The organism is Shimia sediminis, assembly GCF_003990645.1.
GTDB lineage: Bacteria > Pseudomonadota > Alphaproteobacteria > Rhodobacterales > Rhodobacteraceae > Shimia > Shimia sediminis.
This window is the reverse complement of sequence record NZ_RYZK01000012.1, coordinates 33663-57990: the sequence shown is the minus strand read 5'-3', so window position 1 is coordinate 57990 and position 24328 is coordinate 33663. Positions and strand designations below refer to the sequence as shown.

The 24328-nt window shown below is 55.6% G+C and carries 23 protein-coding genes; 3 read left to right on the top strand and 20 right to left on the bottom strand.

The genetic code is table 11. From position 1 onward, the window contains the following. Position 1: 1 nt before the first annotated feature. The 4 genes from EK369_RS18880 to EK369_RS18865 form a co-directional block, all read right to left on the bottom strand. Positions 2 to 751: an ABC transporter ATP-binding protein gene (locus tag EK369_RS18880; RefSeq protein WP_127115830.1), complete on the bottom strand. Its 750-nt coding sequence runs from the start codon at positions 749 to 751 to the stop codon at positions 2 to 4. Continuing rightward, positions 748 to 1725: a branched-chain amino acid ABC transporter permease gene (locus EK369_RS18875; protein ID WP_127115829.1), complete on the bottom strand. Its 978-nt coding sequence runs from the start codon at positions 1723 to 1725 to the stop codon at positions 748 to 750. The genes EK369_RS18880 and EK369_RS18875 overlap by 4 nt, the downstream gene beginning before the upstream one ends. A gap of 3 nt (positions 1726 to 1728) precedes the next feature. Then, positions 1729 to 2586 carry a branched-chain amino acid ABC transporter permease gene (locus tag EK369_RS18870; RefSeq protein WP_127115828.1) on the bottom strand — a complete coding sequence of 286 codons (858 nt, stop codon included), beginning with the start codon at positions 2584 to 2586 and terminating at the stop codon, positions 1729 to 1731. Positions 2587 to 2751: 165 nt separating this feature from the next. Then, on the bottom strand, positions 2752 to 3942 hold the full coding sequence (locus EK369_RS18865; protein ID WP_127115827.1) for an ABC transporter substrate-binding protein: 1191 nt from the start codon (positions 3940 to 3942) through the stop codon (positions 2752 to 2754). A gap of 202 nt (positions 3943 to 4144) precedes the next feature. Between EK369_RS18865 and EK369_RS18860 the strand changes: the two genes are divergently transcribed. Then, positions 4145 to 5110: a LysR family transcriptional regulator gene (locus EK369_RS18860; protein WP_127115826.1), complete on the top strand. Its 966-nt coding sequence runs from the start codon at positions 4145 to 4147 to the stop codon at positions 5108 to 5110. Positions 5111 to 5196: 86 nt separating this feature from the next. Here the strand turns inward: EK369_RS18860 and EK369_RS18855 are convergent, their stop codons facing one another. The 9 genes from EK369_RS18855 to EK369_RS18815 all read right to left on the bottom strand — a co-directional run bounded on the left by EK369_RS18855 (position 5197) and on the right by EK369_RS18815 (position 13018). Then, positions 5197 to 6372: an amidohydrolase gene (locus EK369_RS18855; RefSeq protein ID WP_127115825.1), complete on the bottom strand. Its 1176-nt coding sequence runs from the start codon at positions 6370 to 6372 to the stop codon at positions 5197 to 5199. Positions 6373 to 6527: 155 nt separating this feature from the next. Continuing rightward, positions 6528 to 7601: an NAD/NADP-dependent octopine/nopaline dehydrogenase family protein gene (locus EK369_RS18850; protein ID WP_127115824.1), complete on the bottom strand. Its 1074-nt coding sequence runs from the start codon at positions 7599 to 7601 to the stop codon at positions 6528 to 6530. Positions 7602 to 7629: 28 nt separating this feature from the next. Next, a complete protein-coding gene (locus EK369_RS18845) occupies positions 7630 to 8076 on the bottom strand; it encodes a cupin domain-containing protein (RefSeq protein WP_127115823.1) in 447 nt (148 codons plus the stop codon). A gap of 60 nt (positions 8077 to 8136) precedes the next feature. Continuing rightward, on the bottom strand, positions 8137 to 8442 hold the full coding sequence (locus tag EK369_RS18840) for a YciI family protein (protein ID WP_127115822.1): 306 nt from the start codon (positions 8440 to 8442) through the stop codon (positions 8137 to 8139). Further along, entirely contained in the window at positions 8439 to 9497 is a 1059-nt protein-coding gene (locus tag EK369_RS18835; RefSeq protein ID WP_127115821.1) for a branched-chain amino acid ABC transporter permease, read from the bottom strand. The genes EK369_RS18840 and EK369_RS18835 overlap by 4 nt, the downstream gene beginning before the upstream one ends. Positions 9498 to 9499: 2 nt before the next feature. Beyond that, positions 9500 to 10381: a branched-chain amino acid ABC transporter permease gene (locus tag EK369_RS18830; protein WP_164727046.1), complete on the bottom strand. Its 882-nt coding sequence runs from the start codon at positions 10379 to 10381 to the stop codon at positions 9500 to 9502. After that, positions 10378 to 11109, bottom strand: a complete 732-nt coding sequence (locus EK369_RS18825) for an ABC transporter ATP-binding protein (protein ID WP_206198120.1) — start codon at positions 11107 to 11109, stop codon at positions 10378 to 10380. Before EK369_RS18825 ends, EK369_RS18830 begins: the two co-directional genes overlap by 4 nt. Beyond that, positions 11106 to 11822 (bottom strand): ABC transporter ATP-binding protein, encoded by a 717-nt coding sequence (locus EK369_RS18820; protein WP_127115819.1) that lies wholly within the window; start codon positions 11820 to 11822, stop codon positions 11106 to 11108. The genes EK369_RS18825 and EK369_RS18820 overlap by 4 nt, the downstream gene beginning before the upstream one ends. A 23-nt stretch (positions 11823 to 11845) precedes the next feature. Beyond that, positions 11846 to 13018, bottom strand: coding sequence for an ABC transporter substrate-binding protein (locus tag EK369_RS18815; protein WP_164727045.1), 1173 nt, complete (start codon positions 13016 to 13018; stop codon positions 11846 to 11848). Positions 13019 to 13229: 211 nt separating this feature from the next. Here EK369_RS18815 and EK369_RS18810 point away from each other — a divergent pair, with 211 nt between their 5' ends. Then, on the top strand, positions 13230 to 14183 hold the full coding sequence (locus EK369_RS18810) for a LysR substrate-binding domain-containing protein (RefSeq protein ID WP_127115874.1): 954 nt from the start codon (positions 13230 to 13232) through the stop codon (positions 14181 to 14183). 28 nt (positions 14184 to 14211) lie between these two features. Here EK369_RS18810 and EK369_RS18805 read toward each other — a convergent pair whose 3' ends face one another. The 5 genes from EK369_RS18805 to EK369_RS18785 all read right to left on the bottom strand — a co-directional run bounded on the left by EK369_RS18805 (position 14212) and on the right by EK369_RS18785 (position 19456). Continuing rightward, positions 14212 to 15252, bottom strand: coding sequence for a ketopantoate reductase family protein (locus tag EK369_RS18805; RefSeq protein ID WP_127115817.1), 1041 nt, complete (start codon positions 15250 to 15252; stop codon positions 14212 to 14214). Next, positions 15249 to 16781, bottom strand: coding sequence for an AMP-binding protein (locus tag EK369_RS18800; protein ID WP_127115816.1), 1533 nt, complete (start codon positions 16779 to 16781; stop codon positions 15249 to 15251). The genes EK369_RS18805 and EK369_RS18800 overlap by 4 nt, the downstream gene beginning before the upstream one ends. Positions 16782 to 16826: 45 nt before the next feature. Then, on the bottom strand, positions 16827 to 17588 hold the full coding sequence (locus EK369_RS18795) for an ABC transporter permease (protein ID WP_127115815.1): 762 nt from the start codon (positions 17586 to 17588) through the stop codon (positions 16827 to 16829). Positions 17589 to 17661: 73 nt separating this feature from the next. Then, positions 17662 to 18636 carry an ABC transporter substrate-binding protein gene (locus EK369_RS18790; protein WP_127115814.1) on the bottom strand — a complete coding sequence of 325 codons (975 nt, stop codon included), beginning with the start codon at positions 18634 to 18636 and terminating at the stop codon, positions 17662 to 17664. A gap of 40 nt (positions 18637 to 18676) precedes the next feature. Continuing rightward, positions 18677 to 19456, bottom strand: coding sequence for an ABC transporter ATP-binding protein (locus EK369_RS18785; RefSeq protein WP_127115813.1), 780 nt, complete (start codon positions 19454 to 19456; stop codon positions 18677 to 18679). A 174-nt stretch (positions 19457 to 19630) separates the two neighbouring features. Here EK369_RS18785 and EK369_RS18780 point away from each other — a divergent pair, with 174 nt between their 5' ends. Next, positions 19631 to 20575, top strand: coding sequence for a LysR substrate-binding domain-containing protein (locus EK369_RS18780; RefSeq protein ID WP_127115812.1), 945 nt, complete (start codon positions 19631 to 19633; stop codon positions 20573 to 20575). Here EK369_RS18780 and EK369_RS18775 read toward each other — a convergent pair. After that, positions 20565 to 22136, bottom strand: a complete 1572-nt coding sequence (locus EK369_RS18775) for an indolepyruvate oxidoreductase subunit beta family protein (RefSeq protein WP_235871479.1) — start codon at positions 22134 to 22136, stop codon at positions 20565 to 20567. The two genes, EK369_RS18780 and EK369_RS18775, sit on opposite strands and share 11 nt — an antisense overlap. Beyond that, positions 22133 to 24292, bottom strand: a complete 2160-nt coding sequence (locus EK369_RS18770; protein ID WP_127115811.1) for a thiamine pyrophosphate-dependent enzyme — start codon at positions 24290 to 24292, stop codon at positions 22133 to 22135. The genes EK369_RS18775 and EK369_RS18770 overlap by 4 nt, the downstream gene beginning before the upstream one ends. Positions 24293 to 24328: the final 36 nt, after the last annotated feature.

Genomic DNA, 24328 nt, shown 5'->3' with positions numbered 1-24328 from the left:
TCTACAGATCCTCCCCGAGATACGCGATCTTGACTTTCTCGTCGTTTGAAACCTCGTGTGGGGTTCCTTCGGAAATTACTTTTCCGCCCTGCAGAACGGTGACCGCATCACAGACTTCGGTGACCAGGCCGACATTGTGCTCGATAAGAACAATTGTGCATTCCTTTTTCAGGTCGCTTAAAAGAGTGATCATCTGCGGGATGTCATCAATGCCCATACCTGACGTCGGCTCGTCCAGAAGCAGCACGCGCGGCTTTGACATGAGCGCAACACCCACCTCCAGTACGCGTTGTTGGCCGTGCGACAGTTCAGAAACCAGCGTATCGCGTTCGCCGATAAGCGACGTGCGTGCAAGCACCATATCCACTGCTTCTGCCGTTGATCCCGTTTCATGAGCCGCGTGCCAAAAGACAAATCCCTTGCCTGGCGACAACGCCTGATGCGCCAGCCTCAGGTTCTCAAAAACAGACAAATCGCTGAACAACGAGGTCACCTGGAAAGACCGCGACAGACCGGCAAGCGGGCGTTTGTGCTGCGCCAGCGTGGTGATGTCACGCCCCTCCAGAAGAACCTGTCCAGAGGTCGTCGGGACGGTGCCCGCAAGACAGTTGAAGAACGTTGTCTTACCCGCGCCATTTGGTCCGATAACGCCATGGATCGTACCCTTGGCAACGCTTAGGTTGATGTCCGTATTTGCGACAAAGTCTCCATACCGCTTGGTCAGCAATTTTGTTTGAAGCACGGTGCTCATGGTTTTTTACCCCGCTGGTCTTTTGCTGCGGAAATCTTAGCGAAGAGGTCTTCAAGAGACTTGGATACGCCGCCCGGCATGTAGAGCATGACAAAGATCAGCAGAAGACCAAGCAGGATCATCCAGCGTGGCCAGAGCTCTGCGAAAAAATCTGATGCGACCAGGAACACTGCCGACCCCAGAACAGACCCATAGATTGAGCCCAAACCCCCGAGAATGGTCATGAACAAAATCTGTGAGCTTGTTTCGAGATCAATGTTCGAGAGCGGTGCAAACTTCAACATGAAGGCATAAAGCGCACCCGCAAGAGCGGTGACAGAGCCAGAAAAGGCAAACACCACAATTTTGTAGAGCTTCACATTGTAGCCGATGGCCTCGGCGCGTGCTTCGTTTTGCTTGATGGCGGTCAGAACGGTGCCGAGTGGCGACTTTACCAGTCGCTGCATCAGCACGAACACCACGATGAATATAGCACCGGTCAGAGCATAAAAGCTGAAGTCGCTGTCAAACTCGAACTTGGCCACAAACGGGATCGAAAGCGCAGGCCGCTGGATATCAAGCAACCCGTCTTCGCCCCCGGTGATCGGTTCGGCGAGAAAGGCGATGTAGTACCCAAGCTGCGCAAAGGCGAGCGTCAGCATGATGAAGTAGATACCAGCCCGCCGGATTGCGAACACCCCGACCAGAATGGCAATCAGTGCACCAAGAGCCATCGTGATCAGTAGTGTAGGCACAATCCCAAGGTTGAGATGTATGGACATCAGCCCTGCAAAATATGACCCCGATCCAAAAAACAGGGCCTGCCCGAACGACAAAAGGCCTGTGTAGCCCAAAAGGAGGTTGCAACCGATGACCGCCAGGCCAAACAACAGGATCTCTGTCGCCAGGACATAAGATGGCAACAGCATCGGCAGCACGGCTGCGATCGCGAACGCGGCCAGAAAGTGAACGAAAAGTGGAGTTTTGGTAAGCATTGTTCAGGCCTTTCCGAACAGGCCATTTGGGCGCAATAGGATGATGAGAGCCATAACCGAGTAGATCATGACCTTGGTGCCCTCAGGCCACAGGATTGCCGTGAAACTTTGGACGAGGCCAACGATTAGCCCTCCGAGAAGGGCGCCGGAAAAGCTGCCCATGCCGCCGATCACAACGACCACAAAGGCGATGCCAAGGGCCTCATCACCGGAAAACGCATCGGCACCACGGATGGGGGCCAGAAGGGCACCTGCGATGCCCGCAAGGGCGACCCCAAAGACGAAGGTGAGTGCAAACAGCCTGTCGGTATCAACGCCCAACAAAGAGACCATCTTTGGATTCTCACTGCCTGCGCGAATCGTGATCCCAAACCGGGTGCGTTCCAGCAAGTACCAAACGCCAAGGCCGATTCCGGCGGAAATGGCAATGATGAACAGACGGTACTTAGGATACACAAAGTCTCCGAGAAAGATGACACCCTGCAGGATCGACGGTGTTGCGACCGGTTTGGGCACTGTTCCCCAGATTATCAGGATCCCTTCACGAATGATGAGCATTAAGCCAATCGTGATGAGGATCTGCACCGCATGATCTACGCGATAGAGTTTGGTGATCAGGATTTTTTCAAGAATGTAGGCCACAGCGCCAATCAGAATTGGCGTCAGGATCAGGCCAATCCAGTAAGAGCCGGTGACCTGGATGACCTGATAGCAAATGAATGCGCCGAGAGCATAGAACACGCCGTGGGCAAAGTTTACAAAGTTCATCATCCCGAAGATGATGGTTAGCCCAACGCCCATTAGGAAATAGATCATTCCCAATCCGACGCCATTGAGCAACTGGAATAAATATAAGCTCACAGCTGACCCCCAAAAGTCTGAGTTTGCAAGATTTCAAGACCGTGGATTATCCGTGTGCTGTTGCCGAGGGCAATCGGCTCGGGTCTTGGCAATATTTTGAGAGAGCACTCCGCCGGGCCCACCAGAAGGACCACTTGGGAACGCTCTCTCGGGGAGGGAGAACCCTTACTTTACGCAGCCAGCGTCAGCCGCTGACAGGAAGAATTTCCCTTTGGACACCACGTCCGCAAAGTCGTTTTCATCGGCCTTGCTGGCAGCGTCTTTTCCAAGAAGAAGGTAAAAGTTCTTCTCGACCTGGTTGTTGTCAGCAGCCACGGTTTCGGTCCCGGTGATGCCGTCATAGGAATAACCTGCCAGATGCGCCTTGAGAGCATCGGGATCCGCACCGCCGGTTGCGTTTACCGCGTCAATCATGATCTTCGTCATCTGATAGTACGACGCCAGAGGATAGTTCGGTGCTTCTCCGAGTTTCGCCTGGGTCAGCGCAACCAGCGACTGGTTCCCGGCTGCCTCTTCCTCATGCCAGTACTGCGCCCCAAAGTAGACGCCATCCGACACGTCGGATCCCAACGACTGCATTGTGTCGAGGCCGCTGCTCCAGACCATCAGGATTTTCATTCGATCCTTCAGGCCAAAGTTGACTGCCTGCTGCATCGACGCCGCTGCCTGCGAGCCAAAATTCAGAAGGATCAAGAGATCCGGGTTTGCTGCCTGTGCCTGAGCGATGAAACCTGAGAATTCCTTGTCCTTGAGTGAATGATAGCTGTTGCCGACGTGCTCGATGCCCTGCTCTTCCAGAACAGTCTTGGCGTTTGAAAGCATGGCCTCACCAAAGACGTATTGCGGCGTGATGGTGTAAACCCGCTTGATGTCTGGGTGCGCTTCCAAAACCGGACGCAGGCTTGCGTTGACCGCACCATAGGTGGGTGCACTCCAGCGGTACATGGACGCGTTACATTTCTCGCCCGTCAGCTCGTCTGCACCACCGCCATTGATGTAGACACCCCCTGCGTCATGCACGGCCTGGCCAACGGCCAAAGCAGTAGACGACAAGGTCGTGCCAACATAGATGCCGGGACCGTGTTCACTAAGATCCGCCTGGACTTTCCGGGCACCCTTACCGGCGTTGCTTTCCGTGTCGATCACCACCATGTTCAGCGTCATTCCGGCTGCTTCACCGGCTTCTTCAATGGCAAGCCTTGCACCCTTTTCCGCTTGCAGTCCGAAATTGGCAAATGCGCCGGACATGCTGGCGACGATGTTGATGGTCAGTTCTTTGTCTTCGGCCTGCACTGCAGGAGCACCAAGCGCCACCGCACTGGCACAGCCGATCAGGAATTTACTCAGAGTGTTCATGTCATCCTCCCTTTGGATTCTCGCTTTTGGCGTCAAAAAAGGAGTGTCGTGTTACGGGGCAGCTTCACACCGGATGTCTCCGGTTCCTCCGTCAGCTGCGTAACGCAAACTCCTTAAGCCCCTCCCTGTACAACACACATCCGCTTGTGTATAAAATACAAACTTTAAGAGCATACGTTTACAAAATGTATGAGAGGGCAATTTGCGGCTTACATATAAACAAGTTACCTACATTCGTGAAATCGCACGACAGGGCAGTATTACGACCGCCTGCAAGGTCCTCAACATCTCACAATCTTCATTGCTGGCCGCAATCGAGGCCGCTGAACAGGGAACCAAAACGCGTTTGTTCCACAAAAGACGCGGCCACGGTGTCGTGACCACGCCCGCTGGCCAGACCTTCCTGAAATCAGCGCAAAAGTTCCTGGCGGCGGGTGCCGAATTTGAAAAGACCATCGATGAGTTCTCCCAGGCGCCTCCTCAAACCCTTCGGCTGGGGTGCTTTTCGCCTTTTGGCGCGCTTCTCCTGCCAGCGCTCATCAAACGGTATTCGGAAATGTACGGTCCCAGTCAAATTCTTCTCCGTGAAGGGGACCAGCGCCAACTTCGCGCATGGTTGGCCTCGGGGGATGTCGATCTCATTGTGACCTACGATATCGGTGACGAGTTTGCCGGAGAAGTGACACCAATTTGCAAGTTTCCCGCCCACGCGTTGTTGAGCGTTGAAGACGAGCATGCGAGGGAAAAGACAATTTCAATGGCCGAGCTGGCGGAAAAGCCTCTTATCCTCCTCGACCTGCCGGAAACCCGCGAATACCTTTTGGCCTTGTTTGACCTGACCGCGCGCCGGCCCAGCATCGCGCTCAGAACGCATTCCTATGAAACGATCCGATCCTCCGTGGCAAGTGGCCTGGGGGCATCGTTGTTGAACATCTGCCCGTCCGAGGCCAGCCCAGATACCGACAACATTGTCCGCCTGCCAATTTCGGACCAGCTCTTGCAACCGACCTTGGTCGTGGCTAATCCGTATGGCCCGTTAAAGCCGGACTACGTGAGCCACTTTATTGCGATTGTTTACGACTACTTTCTGCAACTGGGCCCCGAGAACTTCGCGGTTGTTGTGCCAGAGTTTGGAGACAACATGATGTACCCGGATCCGGGCACCTAGGCACTCTGTCAGGCGTAAATGCCAAGACCGACTTTGTGATGCGCCCCGTAAATTTCGTTTGGTCACAGGCTGCAAACGCGGGCTTTTCAGTTGGCGGGCCAAGCGGGAAGGCGCAGTTCGACCAGACTGCTGAACCAGTTCACACCGGTTTCAATGGCTTTGTCGTCAAAGTCATATCGCGGATCATGCAGCATTGCGCTGGCACCATTTCCCAAAAACACCAATGCGCCTGGTTTAGCCTCAAGCATATAAGAAAAATCTTCGCTCTGTAGAAGCGGGAGGGCATTGTCATCCACCGCCAAAGCGACTTGTCGCGCTGCATCCAACGCTGCACTTGTTTGCGGCTCTGCGTTTTCCGCGATGGGATACCCGGCTGTCCAGATCACTTTGGCCTCGGCCCCAAAAGTTTGGGCAACACCCGTCACGATCTCTTCGGTGCGATCTTTCATGTGTTGGCGTGTTGTCCGGTCAAGGGTGCGAATAGTGCCTTCCATCCTTACGGTCTGGGCGATGATGTTGGATGCCTTGCTGTCGGTTGAGAACATCGTAACCCCCAATGCGGCGGGCGCGTGGGGGTCAATGTTTCGCGAAACTATGGTGTTGAGCGTCAGCAGCATCTGGGCGGCCACCATGGTGGTGTCCAGCGCTTTGTGAGGACTGGCCGGATGCCCTCCGCGCCCGCTCACGGTGATGACAAACTCGTCAGAAGTCCCCATGATCGGCCCGCTGCGCGTTGCAATGTGCCCAAGTGGCAAACCCGGCAAATTGTGAAGCGCATATACTTCATCAATCCCGAACCGCTCCATCAGACCGTCGTCCAGCATTGCCTTGCCGCCCGCTGCATCCTCTTCTGCGGGTTGAAAGATGACCACGACCGAGCCATTGAAGGCGCGCGTCTGTGCAAGGTATTTGGCCGTGCCCAACAAAATCGCGGTATGACCATCGTGACCACAGGCGTGCATCTTGCCCTCAATGGATGAAGCATAGGGCGCTCCGGTCTCTTCAAGGATCGGCAAGGCATCCATGTCCGCGCGCAGGCCAATGACCTTGCCGCTTTCGTGTGCAGCGCCCCGGATGACACCGACAACACCACTTTGACCAACGCCCTCCACAACCTCATCGCACTGAAACTGCTGCAACAACTCTGCAACACGTCGCGCGGTACGGGTCACGTCGTACCCGGTTTCGGGGTGCCGATGAAAGTCCTGCCGCCAGGCCGCCGCTTCTTTCAGAATTGCGGCAAGATCCGCTTGCTTTGTCATGACGCCACCTCGCGTGTGAGATCCAAGTGATGTGGACCGCCGTGATCATGCCTTATGGCGATCTGCCGAACACCCCACATCTATAGGGTCACGCCCGAGTAAGCGTCTAGTGGGTACTGCCAACCCGGCAGATGCCGGTGGGTCGCTTTCCGCCTTCAGCCGATTGGCATCGAAGCATCACGCAGATTGCGCCTCAACTCTTCTGGGGACATTTGCACCAACGCGGTTGTTGTCGCTGTGCGCGGCCCGTTCGCCAACTCCTGTCCCGTGGCCGCTGACGCAATTTCCAGAAAAGCCGAGGCCAGGGGGGTTGGCACCCCAAGCCAACTACCCAGAGACACCATAAATGCCAGTCCGATTGCGATGTCTTCCGAGATGTAGCGGTGCCCCCGGAAATCTATCTTTTCATGCGGCGGAGGTTGATCCGTTGGCAGATCCTGCCCCAGTTTTCCGTACATCCATTGGTCGGATTCGTAAAAATCGCGCAATGGAAAGTGCGGCGAGTCATATCCCAGTGCCGTACGGACCGCGATCCTCTCTGCATCAAGGGCATCCTGCACAAGACGAATGGCGGGCTGGGTTCCCTCTGCATGAATTTCAAAGCTGTCCTGCGCCTCAATGGCGCCGGCGTTCATGAAAACCAGAGGCGGATGCAGGATTGGCCCACAGTTCAGCAATGCCGCTGACAGCGCGTCCTCCACAGGTATCCAGGAAACGTCGGGAAAGGCGCTGGCCACGACCGAACGCGCCCGGTCTGTCTGAGACGCCGGATACGCCCCCAGGGGCAGCCGGTTGGCGCGCGTTGTCACGATCAGACGATCATCGTCCGTTTTTCGGGCGATCCAGGGTAGTGTTGCCGTTTCGGCAAAGACAAAGTCCGTGTTGTTACCAGCAGCCCGAACCGCCTGTGCCATGGTCAGGCTGCCAAAGCTTCCAGGCGCCAAAAGCACGACTTGGCCGTCGCCAAGATGGGGCGCCAGAACGTCAGCAATCTCGGACTGCGCAAAAGCGGGCACAGGCACAAAGATCAGGTCTGCTCGCTTGATCACAGACTCCAGATCGCTGGTCACTCGCGTCGGGACGGCGCGTGATCCCTGATGGTCCGTAAGAGAGATTTCAGGCGGACCGGAGCCACCTCGCCGCCACCAATGCACATCGTGACCGGCTTCGGTGAAATCAGCAACAGCAGCATAAGAACCGTTGCCACCCCCGAGAACTGCTATCTTCATGACGGATATCTCCTGTCTACGAGCGGTGTTAGGCGCGGGCCTGCCATTCGGCGATGCGGGCATCCAACTCAGGCGTATCAAGTTCCGGCGTCAGCACCACATTCTCTTGCTCGCGTGCGTCATTGCGGGCGGTGATGGCCATGACATTTTCTGACGAGGACAAGTTAAAGGCCACATGCGGGACGTCACCGGGAATGAAGCAAAAGCACCCGGGCTCCAGAACACCTTCATGTTCCAGTTTGTCACCCCAGAATAGGGCAGCTCTACCCGACACGGTGTAGATCGCGGTCTCATAGTCCTTGTGATAATGCGTTTTGGCACGACCGCTTGGGCCGAAAACGGTCACGTTGAGAGACAGGTTTTTCGCACCAACTGAGTTTTCGGAAACACCGAAAAACTGAGGAATGCCTTGAACCGCTGTTTGGGTGGTGTCCGGCTTGAAGATTTTGATTTCCGTACCATCGGGATTGGTCATTTTTTTCTCCTTGAACTGTATTTTTGTGGGTGGCGATGTCGTTCGCGTCCTAGCTGCCCGTTAACGAGCGCCATGATTCCCCGGTGAAAAGCCCGGGGCCTGATTCCAGACCAGAACCCTGTACCAAGGGCGCAGCCCGGCCTTGCAATAGGGATCCTGGTCAGCCAGATCCTGAGCTTCCTCGAGCGAGTCAGCAGTGATCATCCATAATGTGCCGCAAAACGCCCCATTTGGATCATTCTTGAGCCCTCCGGCATCCGCGATGCGGTGCTTTTGCGCGCTAAGATAGTCAAAATGGGCTTTGGTAATCTCTTCTTCCACGTTTTTGGGATCAAGATCATCCAGGAAAATAGCCACATATCTCATCCATTGTCTCCTGAAGTCCGGTTTCGGGAAAAAGTCAGTTCACGCCCACCAGCGAGACCCAGAGGCCGAAACATCAGGATCAAAAGCAAGCACAGGGCCATCACGATATCGCCCAGGCCGCCTGGGATTTTGAGATCAAACTGAAGGATCGGTACTCCCCGTTCCAACTGCCGAAGGATCTCTCCTAGCAGGGACAATGCCAGCGCGCCCATAACAGCGCCCGCCAGACTTTGGGACCCTCCGACAATCAGCATTGCCAGTAAAAGGAAGGTGAGTGAGAGGTAGAAAGACTCGATGCGAACTGTACCCTGCAAGTGAGCAAACAGCGCCCCGGCGATGCCAGTGACAAAGGCGGAAAGGACAAAGGCAATCCAGCGGTGGCGGGTGATCCGGATACCGCTCGCAGCAGCAGCAACGGGATCTTCCCGAGACGCGCGCAGCATCAGAGCACCACGGCTTTCCTGATAGATAAAGGCGATTACGATGGCCCCGATCGCAAAAAGCGTCGCCTGCGGAAGCTTGACATAACCGACAAGCCCCATCAGTGACCGCTGGCCACCGGTCACCGAGTCCCAATTGCCAAAAACAATGTAGACAATCACCATCAAAGACAGGGTCGCGATGCCTGCCGAGATGCCGGACAACCGCATCAGTGGTGCACCGATGACTGCCGCAATCAGCGCAGCCATGAACCCGCCCAGCATGATACCTGCCAGCGGCGGCATGTGCTGTATCGCCAGAAAAGCCGGAAGATCGGGCAAAAACGTGGATTTCATGTTTGGCGCCATCGTCACAATCGCCGTCGTATAGGCACCGATGGCCATAAACGCTGAACTGGCAAAGCTGAGAACACCTGAATTGCCAACAAAGATGTATAGACCAACAACAGCAACCAAATAGATCAACGCCAGAATGACCCGGCGCTGCATCACAATCGCCCCCTGGCTGGCGGCCAAGCCGACAAGTACAACAATTACGATCAGCGATACCAAAGGGATCAGCCGCTTACGGCGATCACCAATCCTGTTGGGTGACGATTTGGCCAGCAGATCCAAGTTCAGACCCTTTCTTTCAAATGGCGAGCGGGGAACAGCCCATGCGGCCGTACCAGCAAGATCAGAATGACAATGCCAAAGAGAAATGCTTCGCGGAATTCACGCAATTCGAGCGGCAGGAACGTTTGCAACAGAGTGGCAATGAACCCGATCAAAAAGCCGCCGACCATGGCGCCCGTCAGGTTGCCCAGCCCTCCGATCACCGTGCCCACAAAGGATATGATGACCAGCTGCAGCCCCAGCCTGGGTTGCACGAAGCCAACCTCGGCCACAAAGAGTACACCGACAACAGCGGCCAGGATCCCGCTCAGCGCAAAGGCGATCAGGATCACGCGATCGGCACGAACCCCCAGGTTTCGGGCCATCGAGAAGTCCTGGGATGCGGCACGCATTTCAAGTCCGAGCCGCGTGAACCGCAGAAAAGAGATCAACCCGACCAGCGTGGCACCACAAACCGCAATTGTTGTCAGCTTCACCATACTGACATCCGCTCCCAGAACCGAAACCTGTCGGGCAAGCGCAGGCAGGATATCGACGCCCTTGGCACGTGAACCAGAGAAAAACACAAAGATATTCTGAATGAGGATGCTAACAGCGAAAGACGAAACCAACATCGTCGTCTGATCCACATGACGCAAAGGACGGAAGGCCAGCCTTTCGGTCGCCATTGCGACCAGAACCGAAGCTGCGGCTGCCATGAACAGAACCAGCGGTAATGGCAACCCGACACCGATCAGCAGGGCATAGCCCGCCACGGTCACCAACTCCGCATGGGCAAAGTTCGCCAATCGCAGAACCGAGAACACCAAACCTATGCCCAAAGCCGTCAGGGCATAGATACCACCCAGACTTAATGCATCCGTTATGATCTGGACTGAGTTCACGTGCGGATCTCTCCGGATACACCGAAGTATGCCGCTTCGAAGCGGGCGGCATCCCCCATTTCAGCTGGCGTGCCAGACATGCTGATTTTCCCATGGTTGAGGACATGAACCTGATCGGCCACTTCGAAGCACCGGGCCGTGCTTTGCTCTACCACCAGAACGGAAATACCTCGTTTTCGCACGTCGCGGATCAGATCGTAGACCTGATCCACAACCAATGGCGCCAAGCCAAGCGAAGGTTCATCAAGCATCAGGAGTTTCGGCTTTGCCAGCAAGGCGCGGGCGATCACCAATTGCTGCTGCTCTCCTCCCGAAAGCATCCCTGCCAGCCCATCCCGCCGTTTTCCGAGAATCGGAAACAGTTCAAGAAACTCTTCAATTTCCTGCCGTGCCTGGACGCGATCCTTGCGGGTGGTGGCGCCCAGCCATAGGTTCTCCAGAACGGAAAACCCGGAAAACACGTGCCGCCCTTCCGGAACCAGACTTATTCCCAACCTGACCCGGTCTTCAGGTTTTACACCCAGCAGTGGGGACGTCAGGAATGTCATGTCACCGCTTGTACCACGTACGTTGCCCGCGATGGCATTGACCAAGGACGACTTGCCTGCGCCGTTTGGGCCGATCAACGCGACAACCTGACCTTCGGATATGGTTAAATCAATGTTTTCGATCGCCTGAATTGCCCCATAGCGCACACTCAGATTCTGAACATTCAGCAGATCACTCATGATGTGGCCCCTAAATAGGCGGACCGAAACTCTGGCAGACCCCAGATATCCTCAGGCGCGCCAACCGCCAAAGTCGCCCCCTGCACGATCACGTGCAAACGTTCACAAAGATCGGAAATCAGCCGCATGTTATGTTCGATGACCAGTACGCCGCAGCCAAAATCCTTGCGGATTGCGTGGATTAGAACACCGAGTTCATCAACCTCCGCGGCATTCATCCCCGCAGCTGGCTCATCCATCAACAGAAACCGAGGGTTCAGTGCCAGAGCCCGAGCAATACCGACCCGACGCTCATCAGAATAATTCAGCGCGCTGGCTATAGTGTCTCTCCGCTCGGCGAGTCCCAGGTAATCAAGAAGATCTCCGGCTTTGGCCCGCGCGCTGCGACGCGAATACCCTGCAACAGTCAATGCGGCCTCGATGTTCTCTGACACGGTCAACCCCATAAACAACCGAACCGACTGAAATGTACGAACCACCCCATTTGCCGGGAACCAATGGGGTGGCTGCGCCCTGACACTTTGCCCATCAATCTGCACGTCCCCTTCGGCGGGGCGTTGAAAACCGCTGAGCACGTTCACCAGGGTTGTTTTTCCGGCACCGTTTGGGCCGACCAGACCAAGGATCTCTCCCTGGTCCAGTCGCAAACTTACATCCGTGACCGCGCGAACGCCTCCAAACCGGACGTTGACGGATTGTGCAGAGAGGGCCATTGCGGTCGTTGCCAATCAGACGATCAATCCAGATTTCCGACCGAAGCCGCGAACCTGCCGACCGCAGAAAACTTGCCGTCCTGCGCCTGCATGACCAGCATCGGTCGTGTGGTTGCGATGTGCAGGTCCTCGTTGAAAGTTGTGTTGCCGATGACCAGAGGTTCTTCATCAAACTTGTTCAGTTCGGCAGAAACAGCGTCAGCATCCAGACTTCCAGCGCGGTTGGCGGCGGTCGCATAGGCTTCGATCATACTGTACCCACGCAAGGCATAAGACACATCCGCGCGCCCACCTGTGGCCGCCTCATAACGGGTAAAGAACCCGTTCACTGCCTCACTGGGGTCATCGCCATATACCGAGCCATAGTTGACGACATAAAAGTCCGAAAGATCCGGCACAATCCCGATCCAGTAGTCACCATCCAGGGACTCTCCGGTCAGCACCGGCGAAGTCACGCCCGCCGCACGCAGCTGCCGGATCGCACTTGGCCCGCCGGGGGCGTATGAGCACATCATGATTGCCTCGGGCTGCGCCTCCAGCCCCTTGATCCGCGTGACCTGGCTCGCGATAGACGCATCATCGTTGCGGAACCTGTCTTCACCCAAGAGGCTACCTTCGGGGGCAATCTCCTTCCAGCGTTTGGCAAAGCTGTCGCACAGAGAGTTAGTGTAGGAAATCGTATTGTCCAACAGAACATAGGCGGTGTCCCATCCCTGTTCGTTAAGCGCCCACTCTGCCAGCAGAGCGCCCTGAGATTGGGCTGCATTCGAGATCGAGTAAGCATAGGGTCCAATCCCCGTGACCCCAAACTTCGGGTCAGAGGCCCCTGACAAGGCAATGACGCCATTTTGCTGAGCAACAAAGGCACCGGGTGCGCCAAAGTCGAAGTCTGATGGCAACATGACGGCCGTGGCCCCGTTTCCAATCACCTCAAGCGCGCCATCCGCCCCCAGAGGTGGTTCGGATTTGTTGTCAAAGGGCAGAATTTCGATCTGACGACCCAGGATTCCGCCGTTTTCATTGATTTCGGCGACGGCCAGTTCAGCCCCCTTGATGGTGGCGGCATCAATCTGCTGAAACCATCCGCTATAGGACATAACGAAACCGATCTTGACTGTGTCTTCTGCCTGAGCAGCGGTAACCGATGCGGCGGTGGCCAGCACGGATGCTGCGACGAACGACTGCAAATTCTTCATTTGTTTCCTCCCGTAGTGGCGCCCCATGCGGACAGGATATCCTCCAACGCGCCGGCACCAGGATCTCCCCGAGCATGGGCACGGCGGAACGATTCCCAGTGTCCAGCAAGCTTAGTGCTGATTGTTGGGCCAGTGCAGACAGATTGTTGCTAATTCAGTATAATCAAATATTATAGCAAAACGAATATACTTCCGAATTTATGTGAGCGAGATGGTGACGCGAGATCAGGATATCACCCGAATGGTCAACCGGATTCTTACCCGAGTCCGGTTCCGACAACTGAGAATGCTGATTGCAGTGGGCGAGCACCGCAGCCTGTTGCAAGCGGCGAAAGAGCTGAACGTGTCGCAACCTGCGGCAACGAATATGATTAAGGATCTTGAAGCGGAATTCGGTGTCAGCCTGATTCATCGCTCGAACAAGGGGGCCGTTCCGACAAATCACGGGGAAGTGCTGATAAAAAATGCCAAACTTATTGTGGCGCGGGTGTCGGCAACGATCCAGGAATTGGATGATTTGAGTGGGGGCGGCAGCGGACGTGTAGCCGTTGGGGCTTTGCCTGCGGCATCTTCCCAGGTTTTGCCCATGGCCATCGAGAAAACCTTGGAAAAACGTCCAAACGTGACCATCAAGGTCGTCGAGGGCACCAATGAAGTGTTGTTGCCTGCCCTTCGATCCGGTGAGATTGACATGATCTTGGGGCGCCTGCCGACGCAGACCTATCACGAAGAATTGGAACAGATAAAGCTGTTTCGGGAACAGGTGGTCGCGGTCGTACGAAAGGGGCACCCCTTGGCACAGCACTCCAAGCTGAAGATCGAAGAGTTGATGCAGTTCGGCTGGATCTTACCGCCAGCCGAAGCCATCATCCGCCCCGAATTGAACAAGCTGTTTCAGGATCATGGCGATCTGCGCCCAACGTCGGTTGTCGAATCCTTCTCTTATCTGACCAACAGGCGACTGCTGCTGAAAACAGATCTGGTTGCTCTTCTTCCCGCCCATGTCGCGGCCTTCGATCTGACCGAAGGCTATCTGAAACGCGTCGATATCGCGTTGGATATTGGCACCATCTTTGTCGGCATATCCATTCGCAAGGAACGAGCATTGTCACCGGCGGCCCGGTTCTTCCTCGATGTCCTTCAGGATGTGTCCAAAGATGTTTGAGAGCCCCGAGGATGAGCCAAGGTAGCTCCTAGTCGCGGTTCGCTTCGTAGTCACCCGTGATGATTGCTTCCAGGTCCGGCCTGCGCTGGTACAGACCAAGAACGTTTCCCTGCATGCGCACAAGGGACGACAACGTGTCGAGTGTTGGTGTGGGAATGAACAGACGGCGCGCCAATTCCTGAACCGTGCAGACAAGGGCATCCAACTCCATGGGTCTGCCTTGTTCGACATCGTGGCGGGTTGAGGGTTTGTGGCCGACAATGTCGGCACCACCCTGAATGCGCCGTTCAATGTCGACGCTAAAGCGCGCACCAGCCGCTTGACCGACCGAGCGACATTCAATCATCGCGTCTCGGATCACCGACCGGCACGCATTGTCAGCGCCGATCATATCAAGGCTTGCACCAGTCAATGCAGACACCGGATTGAAAGAACAATTGCCCCAGAGTTTGATCCACAGCTCATCCCTGATACGTGGCTTTACCGGCGCGCGAAGCCCGCCTGCACCCATCAACCTGGACAGATGTATGGCGCGTTCTGACCTCTCGCCGTTTGGCTCACCCAATGTGAATCGATTTCCGCTGATATGTTGAACAACGCCCGGTTCCACCACCTGACACGCCGGGTAAACAACACAACCAATCGCCCGTTCCGGCCCGAGCCCATTCCAGATCCGACCGCCTGGATCGACGGTTTCCACCCATTTGTCGTCAAGTTCTGTTCCGGTTTGTGCCTTGTGGAAATACCACCATGGCAACCCATTGACCGCCGAGACAATAGCTGTGTTCTCTCCTAACAACGGCGCAAAACCGTCAACCACATTGCTGATGGAATGAGCCTTGAGGCAAATGATGACATAATCCTGTTCACCCAAGTCTGCGGGGTCATCACTTGCCGGAATCCGTATGGTCTCGCTGGTGCCGTCCATCTGCAATGTCAGGCCATTTTTGCGAATGGCCTCGAGATGCGCACCCCGCGCAATCACGCTGACTTCAGCGCCCGCCTTGTGCAGACAATGCGCAAGATAGCCACCGATGGCTCCGGCGCCATAAACACAGATTTTGGTCATTCTGCCGCTCCGATACCTAGCTTCTTGTGCAAACCAATACGCTGCAGCTTGCCGGTTGCGCCCTTGGGAATTTCATCGATCACCAGGATTTGCTTGGGCACTTTGAAATTGGCGAGCCGTTCAGTAAGGAAGGACCGGATTTGCTTGGTGTCCGGGGTCACGCCCTCTTTGGCGACGATGACGGCAGCCACCTCTTCGCCCAGTTTTTCATGTGGCACCGCAAAGGTAACTGCCTGTGCCACGACCGGATGATCCAGCAGCACTTCATCAACTTCGCGTGGCGAGATTTTTTCCCCGCCACGGTTAATGATTTCTTTCAGACGGCCTGTGATTGTCAAAAACCCGTCGGCATCAAAGATTCCCTGATCGCCGGTGCGGAACCAACTGCCATTGCCATCGGGATCATTCAGAAAGGACTCTCTATTGGCGGTCTCATTGGCTTCATAGCCAGCGGTTACATTGTCTCCCCTGATGACAACCTCACCCGCCATTTCTGGCTGTTGGGTGAACCCGCTGTCGATCAACAGTTGCACGTCGGGCCCCGCTGCCACACCGACAGAGCCCGGCTTTTGAGCTCCTCGAGCAATCGGATTACAGGTCATCTGATGGGCAGCTTCGGTCATCCCATAAGCCTCAACAACCGGGCACCCAAATGTGTCCTCCAGTTCGGCCATCACCTGAGGCGGCAGCGACGAAGACGACGACCGCACCAAGCGCAGGTTAAGACTCCCGATGGTGTCCAGGTTCCGCGACTTTCGGGACAAAATTGCCTGGTGCATCGTCGGAACAGCCGTGTACCAGGTCGGGTTGGCATCAGAAAGCCAGCCAAAAACCTTGAGCGCGTTAAAGCCCGGCGTGCAGTAGATGCTAGCACCCGCGCGCAACGACGACAAAACCGCTGCAATCAGACCATGTATATGAAAAAGCGGCATCACATTCAGGCAAACGTCAGTGGCTTTCAACTCCAGACTGGTTGCAACGTTGAAAGCGGAGCTTGCCACATTGGCCTGCGAAAGCGGCACGATCTTGGGGCGGGATGTCGTCCCTGATGTGTGCAACACCAAGGCTTCATCGGCAGGCGACGCGTCGTTCAGAGGCAAAATCCCTGAGTCGGGCAGGTCCAGGGAAAAAATGCCGGCTTCCGCATTGTCTGGCGTTGAAACCCTCGCAACAGCAACGCCAAGCGCTTTTGCCGCCTCGGCTGCAGGGCCTTCGATGTCATCCGTAATCAGCAGTGCTGCCTTCAGATCCCTGAGGTAGAAATCAAATTCATCCTGCTTGTAACCCGGGTTGAGCGGAGCCGCGATACAGGCATTGGCCACCGCAAGAAAAGCAGAAGCCATCTGCGGCCCATTGGGCAAAACGATCGCTACGCGTTGATCTCGGGCGACCCCATTTTGCCGCAGTTTGCCGCCGATTTCTGCAACAAAGCGGACCAAACCGTCATATTGCAATGGAGGTTGCTCAGGGGCACGCAACGCGATTGCCTCAGCAGACGCCGCACTGATTATTTCACCGATGGTTTTCACGGGATACTAACTCACTTTTATTACTTGCGGATCAAAGCCGGGGCGTCAGTGGCTGGCTTTCGGAATGTAGTGAAGAATTCTCTTCTCTGCATAGGAAACGACGGAATACAGGACCACGCCTATGAACGTCAGCAAGATGATTGCATTGAACACCATGGCTGCGTTGGCCTGCCCTTCGCCGTATGAAATCAGAAAGCCAAGCCCGACATTGCCGCCGACAATCTCACCGACAGTGACACCGATCACAGCAAGCGTCGACCCAATGCGCAAACCGGCAAGCAAAGATGGCATGGTAGAGGGGAACTCCACCTTCCAGAAAATCTGACCACGCGTCAGATTATAGGCACGCGCTAGATTAATGATGTCCTGATCAACGGTCTTCATCGCCTGCAAGACGTTGACAAGAATGGGAAAGAACACAATCAGGATCGTCACCAGAAGTTTCGGCCAGACCGTAAAGCCGAACCACATGATGAACAGCGGTGCAAACGCAACTTTTGGCGCGATCTGAAGACCCAGAATATAGGGCGAAAGCACCCGCTCCCAGAATGGCGACATTCCTAACAAGTAGCCAATAGCCGCACCCATTGTACTGCCTGCAACAAATCCGATCAACGTCATTGTGAACGTAGACAGGGTATGGCTTGCCAGATCATCAAGACGGATCATGCGAAGAAATTCTTCAAAACATTGCGAGGCCGTCGGAATGATGTATCGCGGTACATCAAGCAAAGGAGGCAAAAACTCCCAAAGAGCAATAAGCAGCATGGCCACAAAAAAGGTGGCTATCGTCGTTCTGTCTGCCATCAAAAAATCGCCTGTACTGTTCTATCTGTGATGCCATTATCTGAGCGCCGTGCCCGTAGGCACGGCACGTTGATTATTCACCCACAAACTGCGTGGTGTAGGTGTCTTCGATCGGCACTGCTGTCTTGATGATTTCGTTTGCCAGGTAGAAATCCTGCACCTTCTGCAGCCGCTCGGGATCAAACTTGGAAAAGTTTTCCAGATCCGTGCCATAGATCAAATCGATGTATGCACGCATCACGCCCTCCATGATTTTCTCCTTGCCTTCATGCTGCGGAACCGCGGCGACATATGCGACGGCAGACCCTTCGGGGTCATTGATCACATCGTGGAACGCCCGGGTTGTCGCCTCGATAAAGGCTGCAACCATTTCCGGTCGTTCCGCAATTGTGTCGTCAGAAGCCAGAATTGATTGTGCAAATGCAGGGAAGATATCCATGATCGGAATGGTAGTGACCTCAATACCGGCACCACGGATCGCGCCCGCCCATTCCGGAACGCCGGACATGGCCTGAATATCACCCGAGATCATCAACTTGATGATACCGCCCGGCCCCAGGGCCTGAATATCCACATCGCTTTTGCTCAGGCCAGCATCCGCCAAAACCGCAAGCAGATTGTAATAGGTTGTGTCCTGGAATGACAAAACGCCGATAGATTTGCCTTTCAGATCCGCAATGGTTTCAACACCGGAATCCTTTCGGATGTTGATTTGTGTCAACGCCTTGGTACCCAGCATAGCCACAGAGCGCACGGGCAATCCATTGGCCCTGACAATGATCGGCGTGTCGCCGATACCGCCGCCAAGATCAACATTACCTACAGCAACCTGCTTGGCCACGTCTGCGCCACCCTTGCCAATCTGAAAAGTGACGTCCAGACCGGCGTCCTTATAATATCCCTTGGCCTGCGCAATCTTGAAAGGAGCAAAGGCCGGCAGAAAATCCGGCGCAGGGAACAGATAGGTTACCTTTTCCTGCGCCGTCGCGACCGTCGCAGTGATCGATAGCAGTACCGCACAAGCGATGCTTTTAACTTTTCTAATCATGTTACTCCTCCAGGTTTTCGGTACGTTTTGTTGCCAAACATCACGCGATCTCTTCCGCTTCTGCCAGCTTGAAGAGATCAAACAGTTGGGCGATGTACGGCTGCGAGTCGGGATTGCGGCGACGGGCCGTGGGATTTCCACGGTCTGGCAAATCCACGACGATTTCTTCGATGATTTCCCCCGGCCTCGAGCCCAGCACCAGAATACGATCCGACATGTAGACCGCTTCGGTCAGGTCATGGGTAATCAGAAGGGTTGTTATCCCGTTTTCCTTGATCGTCTCACCAAAATTCCTCTGAATGATGATTTTGGTTTGGGCATCCAGGGCCGAAAACGGCTCGTCCAACAGAATGACATCGGGATCAATTGCCAGCGTTCGGGCCAGCGCCGCCCGCTGGCGCATCCCACCAGACAGTTGATACGGGTAGTAACTGCCAAATCCGCCGAGGTGGCATTCTTCCAGCTTCTCTGCGGCTTTGTGTTTGCACTCCGCTCTCGAGTAACCTCTCGCTTCCAGGCCGAACGCGACATTCTGTTCGATCGACCTCCAGGGCAACAATAGGTCTTTCTGCAGCATAAAGCCGACATGCGAGTTTGGTTTGGTTACCTTTTCGCCAGAGACATAGACCTCGCCCTGACTCGGGGCATAAAGGCCCGCCGCCATGTTCAGGATCGTGCTTTTTCCGCACCCCGACTGGCCGACGACGGCGACAAACTCGCCATCCGACACCGTGAAACTGATGTCCTTGATCGCGGTGATGGCGGGGGCTTGATCCGTCCCGCCGAATGTTTTTGTTACGGATCGGAATTCAAGCGCCATGCCATCAATCTTTCAGGTTCTCGGGGCTCCTCGGCCCATGGACATACCTATCTCAGGGCCTCAACACGGATAACTGTGGCAGCTAAGTCTTTCTCCAGCAATTGTTGAGTTGCTAATCAGGTATAAGCCACTATTATATCCAAGCTACGCCCGAAGGGGTATTTGGAGACCGCTATGCCACGGGACATCAACGTCAAAGTCCAACGGATTCTCTCCCGCGTACGATTGAAACAGTTGCAGATTTTGGTAGCCGTGGCAGAACACGGAAATATCCTGAGTGCGGCGCGGGAACTGAACATCTCCCAACCGGCAGCAACCAACACAATCAAACATCTCGAAGATGATTTTGGAGTTGAACTCTTCCGCAGGACCAATCGGGGGGTTGTGCCGACCGTGTTCGGCGACGTCCTGATCCGGAACGTGAAACTGCTGTTTGCCCGCTTGTCGACAACAATGGGAGAAATTGAAGATCTCAAGGACGGCGGTGCCGGCAGAGTGGTCGTTGGAACGTTGCCCGCAGCCTCGTCTCTTTTGCTTCCGCAAGCCATAAAAAGTACTCTGGAACAGCGTCCAAACGTGACCGTCAAAGTGATTGAAGGCAACAACGAGGTTCTGCTGCCCTCTTTGAAAGCTGGCGAACTGGACATGATCGTCGGCAGGCTGCCAGAGATGAACTACAGCGATGAACTGGAACAGATCAATCTGTTCGAGGAAGAAGTCATCGCCATTGTCAAAAACGACCACCCCCTTGCGGGGAAACCGGACATTGAACTGGAAGAAATGATGGCATTTGGCTGGATACTTCCACCTTCGGAAACGATTGTCCGGGCGCAACTTGCCCAGGCGCTTCGAAAATTCGGTACATTCTCGCCCAGCTCTATTGTTGAATCGTTTTCCTATCTGACGAACCGTCGGCTTATTCAGATGACAGATCTTATCGCGGTCGTTCCATCACATGTGGCCACATTCGATCTGTCCACAAATGCGTTGACCCGCCTGAACTTCGATTTCGAAATGGACACGAGCTACATCGGTGTTTCATTGCGAAAAAGCACCACGCAGTCCCCTGCAGCAGCCTTCTTTCTGGACGCGCTGAAACAGGTCGCCGCTAGCTCGTGATCTTTGGTGCCTCTGCAAAGCTGTGAATCGTCTGGATCACGCCGTCCAGGGACATGCCTTTTTCATCTTTCAGAGCAGCCGTCCGCATGCGTCTCATCCAATCGGCGGCATCATCCCGCCCAACGAGATGGGGCACCATCGCGGTAACCTTGTCAAACTTGGAATGTCCCCGGGCGTGGGTGTCGGAGTATCCCTTGATAAGACGCTGAGTGGACAGCACTTCTGCGGCCAGCCTCCTGTCCTGACCGCTGACAGATTTTGTCAATTCCATCAGCTTGGCCAGATGCGCCATCTCAACATCATGACGGCGCAGCCGCCGCCGCCAGCGCCGCAAGAGCGATACGATCCACAGCATGGTAAATCCGCCAATACTGTCTGTTCGCACCCGCCGACCCTTGCTCAGTTTACGGTCCAGCCAGCCCAGGATCGTCTTGCGACGCTCCAGCCATGCGGCAAGACCTTCTGGCAGCGTTGACAGAAACTCCTCAAGTCGCGGGTGAAAGTATTCGGTGACCAACAGCAGCTGATCTGCTCCAGTCCCCATATCAACGTGAATGCGCTCAAATCGGGCAGCCCGGGTTTTCAGGTCCGCAACCCGGATGATGTCATCATAACACATCGCGTTTGCGATGTATTTTGCGGCCGCTGCAGACAGCTCATACGGCGCTTCGTCCTGATCCAGCATTGTACCCAGATGAGCAAGATACTCGTCGCCATAGGTCATGTCCTGATAGTCCACCACCTTGGCCAGACCTTCAGCAGCAATATGTCCCACTTCGGCGGGCAGCTGGGACACTCGTTCGGTCAGCGTCGACCAGACCTTCTGGTCCCGTTTCGAAACTGATAATTGCCGGGTTTGCGGGCTGGCCGCGGCTTCAAGTTCAACCGGGTCTCCGGCCGTGGCCTTTGCAAAGGCCGCACCAAAAGCACGAAGCGAGGCATCGACCCCGCGCCCGGACTCGCGGATAACCGCTTCAAAGCTGTCACGCGAAAACGGAAGTGCCCCGGACCCGGCCAAGGCACCAAGCATCGACGCCGAAATAAATGAGCCCGCTTCCTTCGCGATACGCTCCATATCATAGGCGATCAGCTTTTCAGCAGCACCGCCAATGGCCTCTACGATTTTTTCCGAGTCGGTCCGCCCATCACCCGGAACAATTTTCTCGAAAACCGATGCAACCCTGTGGGTTGACGCAATGACGGTGGTGCGATTTGGGCTGACAAACCCCCTCTGCACCGCACGCCCGGCCTCTGCCAGTTCCGCAGCCATCAGAATGTCAATGTCACCCTCGGCAGGCGCCAGCGAAAACACCGGGAGCTGCTCTGCGCGCGGGCACATTTCGACGTAGTAGATCGTGGCCCCCGTGCGCTGCGCAACACCTGCCACTGATGTGCTCTGCGCAACATAACCGTTGGCCTCGGCCACGGCCACGATCCAGTTCGTAAGCACACCGCCGCCCTGTCCGCCAACCGCATGCAAGGCCAGCGAGACCAGTTTGTTTTCCGTCGTGCGTTGCATGCCTGATGCGGTCTCACTTCCGACTTGTACAAGGTTGGTCATTTCGCACCCCCTTCCAGGAATGAGCGATTGCCGTCGCGCCAGGACTGCAATCTTGCGATAAACCAACCCGCCATGCGATTGCGGGTGCGTTCAAATCTACCGGGGTTGGACACCAGCCGGGTCTCATAAAATGACGGGCACAGAATGGCCGCATCAGCCACTTCTCCGCAGTTTCCGCAGCCCACACAGTTCTGGTCGATGCTGGCAACCGGATCGTCGCGCAGAATATCGCCTGTGTCCTTCACCCCCAGGGATGGACACCCGGACAACCGCATGCAGGCGTGATCGCCGGTGCATACGTCCTCGTCCACACCGAACCGTGGTTTCTCGGTACGCCCTCCATCCGCTGCCAGCTTGGCCAGCAATGGCTTTTCCCGGCGCTGACGATTGAGCATACATTCCGAAGACGCCACGATGACCTTTGGGCCGGGCACCTTGGTCGTCAGAGCCTCTTTCATGGTCTCGCGCACCTTGGAAACGTCATAGGTCCTGTCGATCTGACGAACCCATTTGACCCCCATGCCCCTGACCGCGTCGACAATCGAGTTTTGCGTGTTCTTGGTCTTGTTGACCGCACGCGACGACAGGATGTCCTGACCGCCGGTTGCCGAGGAATAATAGTTGTCAACGATGACAATCACGTTGTCATTCTTGTTGAAAACCGCGTTGCCAATGGAACTGGTCAGACCGTTGTGCCAGAAACCGCCATCCCCAATGAACGAGATCGAGCGCTTGCCATCGGGGTTTTCATTGCGAAAGGCCGACGCCGACGCGGGCCCAAGCCCATAGCCCATTGTCCCCGACCCAAGATCAAAAGGCGGCAGGACCGAAAAGAGATGGCAGCCGATATCACAAGCGATGTGATGCTCTCCCAACTCCTGCTCGACAAGCTTTGTACCGGCAAAGATGGGGCGCTCCGGGCAACCCACGCAAAATCCCGGGGGCCGCAGCGGAACCAGATCCGCCAAATCCGCATGCTTTTGTTTTTCCGGCTCGTTCGGGCTGCGCACCGCTGGCGGCAGGGCATTCGGGGCATGTTCACGGAAGAACCGGTCAATGCTGTCCAGCATGATCTGCCCGGTGTATTCGCCCGACTTCGGCAAAAAGTCCTTGCCGGCCAGAACAGTGCGCTTGCCCGCCTTGTACAGCATATGGCCGATGGCCTGCTCGATATAGTCCGGGTGGCCTTCTTCAACCACAAGAACGGCATCCTTGCCTTCGCAGAACTCCAGAATCTGCGAGGTCGCCAGCGGATACACCGCATTCAAACACAGGATATGGGCGTCGCTTGTTCCGTAGATATCCGACAGGCCAAGCCGGTGCAGTGCGCGTTGCACCCCGTTGTACATGCCGCCTTGGGTGATGATGCCGACCTTTGACTTTTCGTTGCCGAAAAACTCGTTGATCTGCTTGTCGAGAATGAACTTCTCAGCCGCTGGCCAGCGCTTTTCCAGCTTTTCCTTTTCCTGCATGAAACTGGCCGGAGGCAGAACAACCCGGCTCAGATCACGGCTCGGGTTTTCCAACGCGTCCGACACGGTCATCTGCGGCGCAACATTGTCGCTGGCCACAAAGGACCCATGCACATGGCAGCAGCGGATCCGGACCAGCAGCATCACCGGAGTGTTTGAAGCTTCCGACAATTCAAATCCGTCTTTGACGGCTTTCACGATTGACGGCACATCCGGGCGCGGGTCCAAAAGCCAAACCTGGCTTTTCATAGCAAAGGCATGGCTGCGCTCTTGCATGATCGACGACCCTTCGCCGAAGTCCTCACCGACAATGATCAGCGCCCCGCCCATCACCCCGCCCGAAGACAGGTTCGACAGCGCGTCTGAGGCGACATTTGTCCCCACGGTCGATTTGTAAGTCACCGCGCCACGGATGGGATAGTTTGCACTGGCTGCCAGCATTGCCGTTGCCGTCGCTTCCGAGGCAGAGGCCTCAAAATGCACGCCAAGCTCGCCCAGGATTTCCTGTGCATCAGCCAGAACGTCCATCAGATGGCTGATCGGCGCGCCCTGATAGCCACCGACATAGCCAACGCCATTTTCCAACAGCGCCTTGGTGATGGCCAGAATGCCTTCGCCGGTAAAGGTTTCCCCTGCACCCATGCGAAGCATTTGCACTTCTTTTACAAACGATCTTTCGGCCAATGCTCTCTCCTGGCTTCCCTACGCCGGACCCCGTCA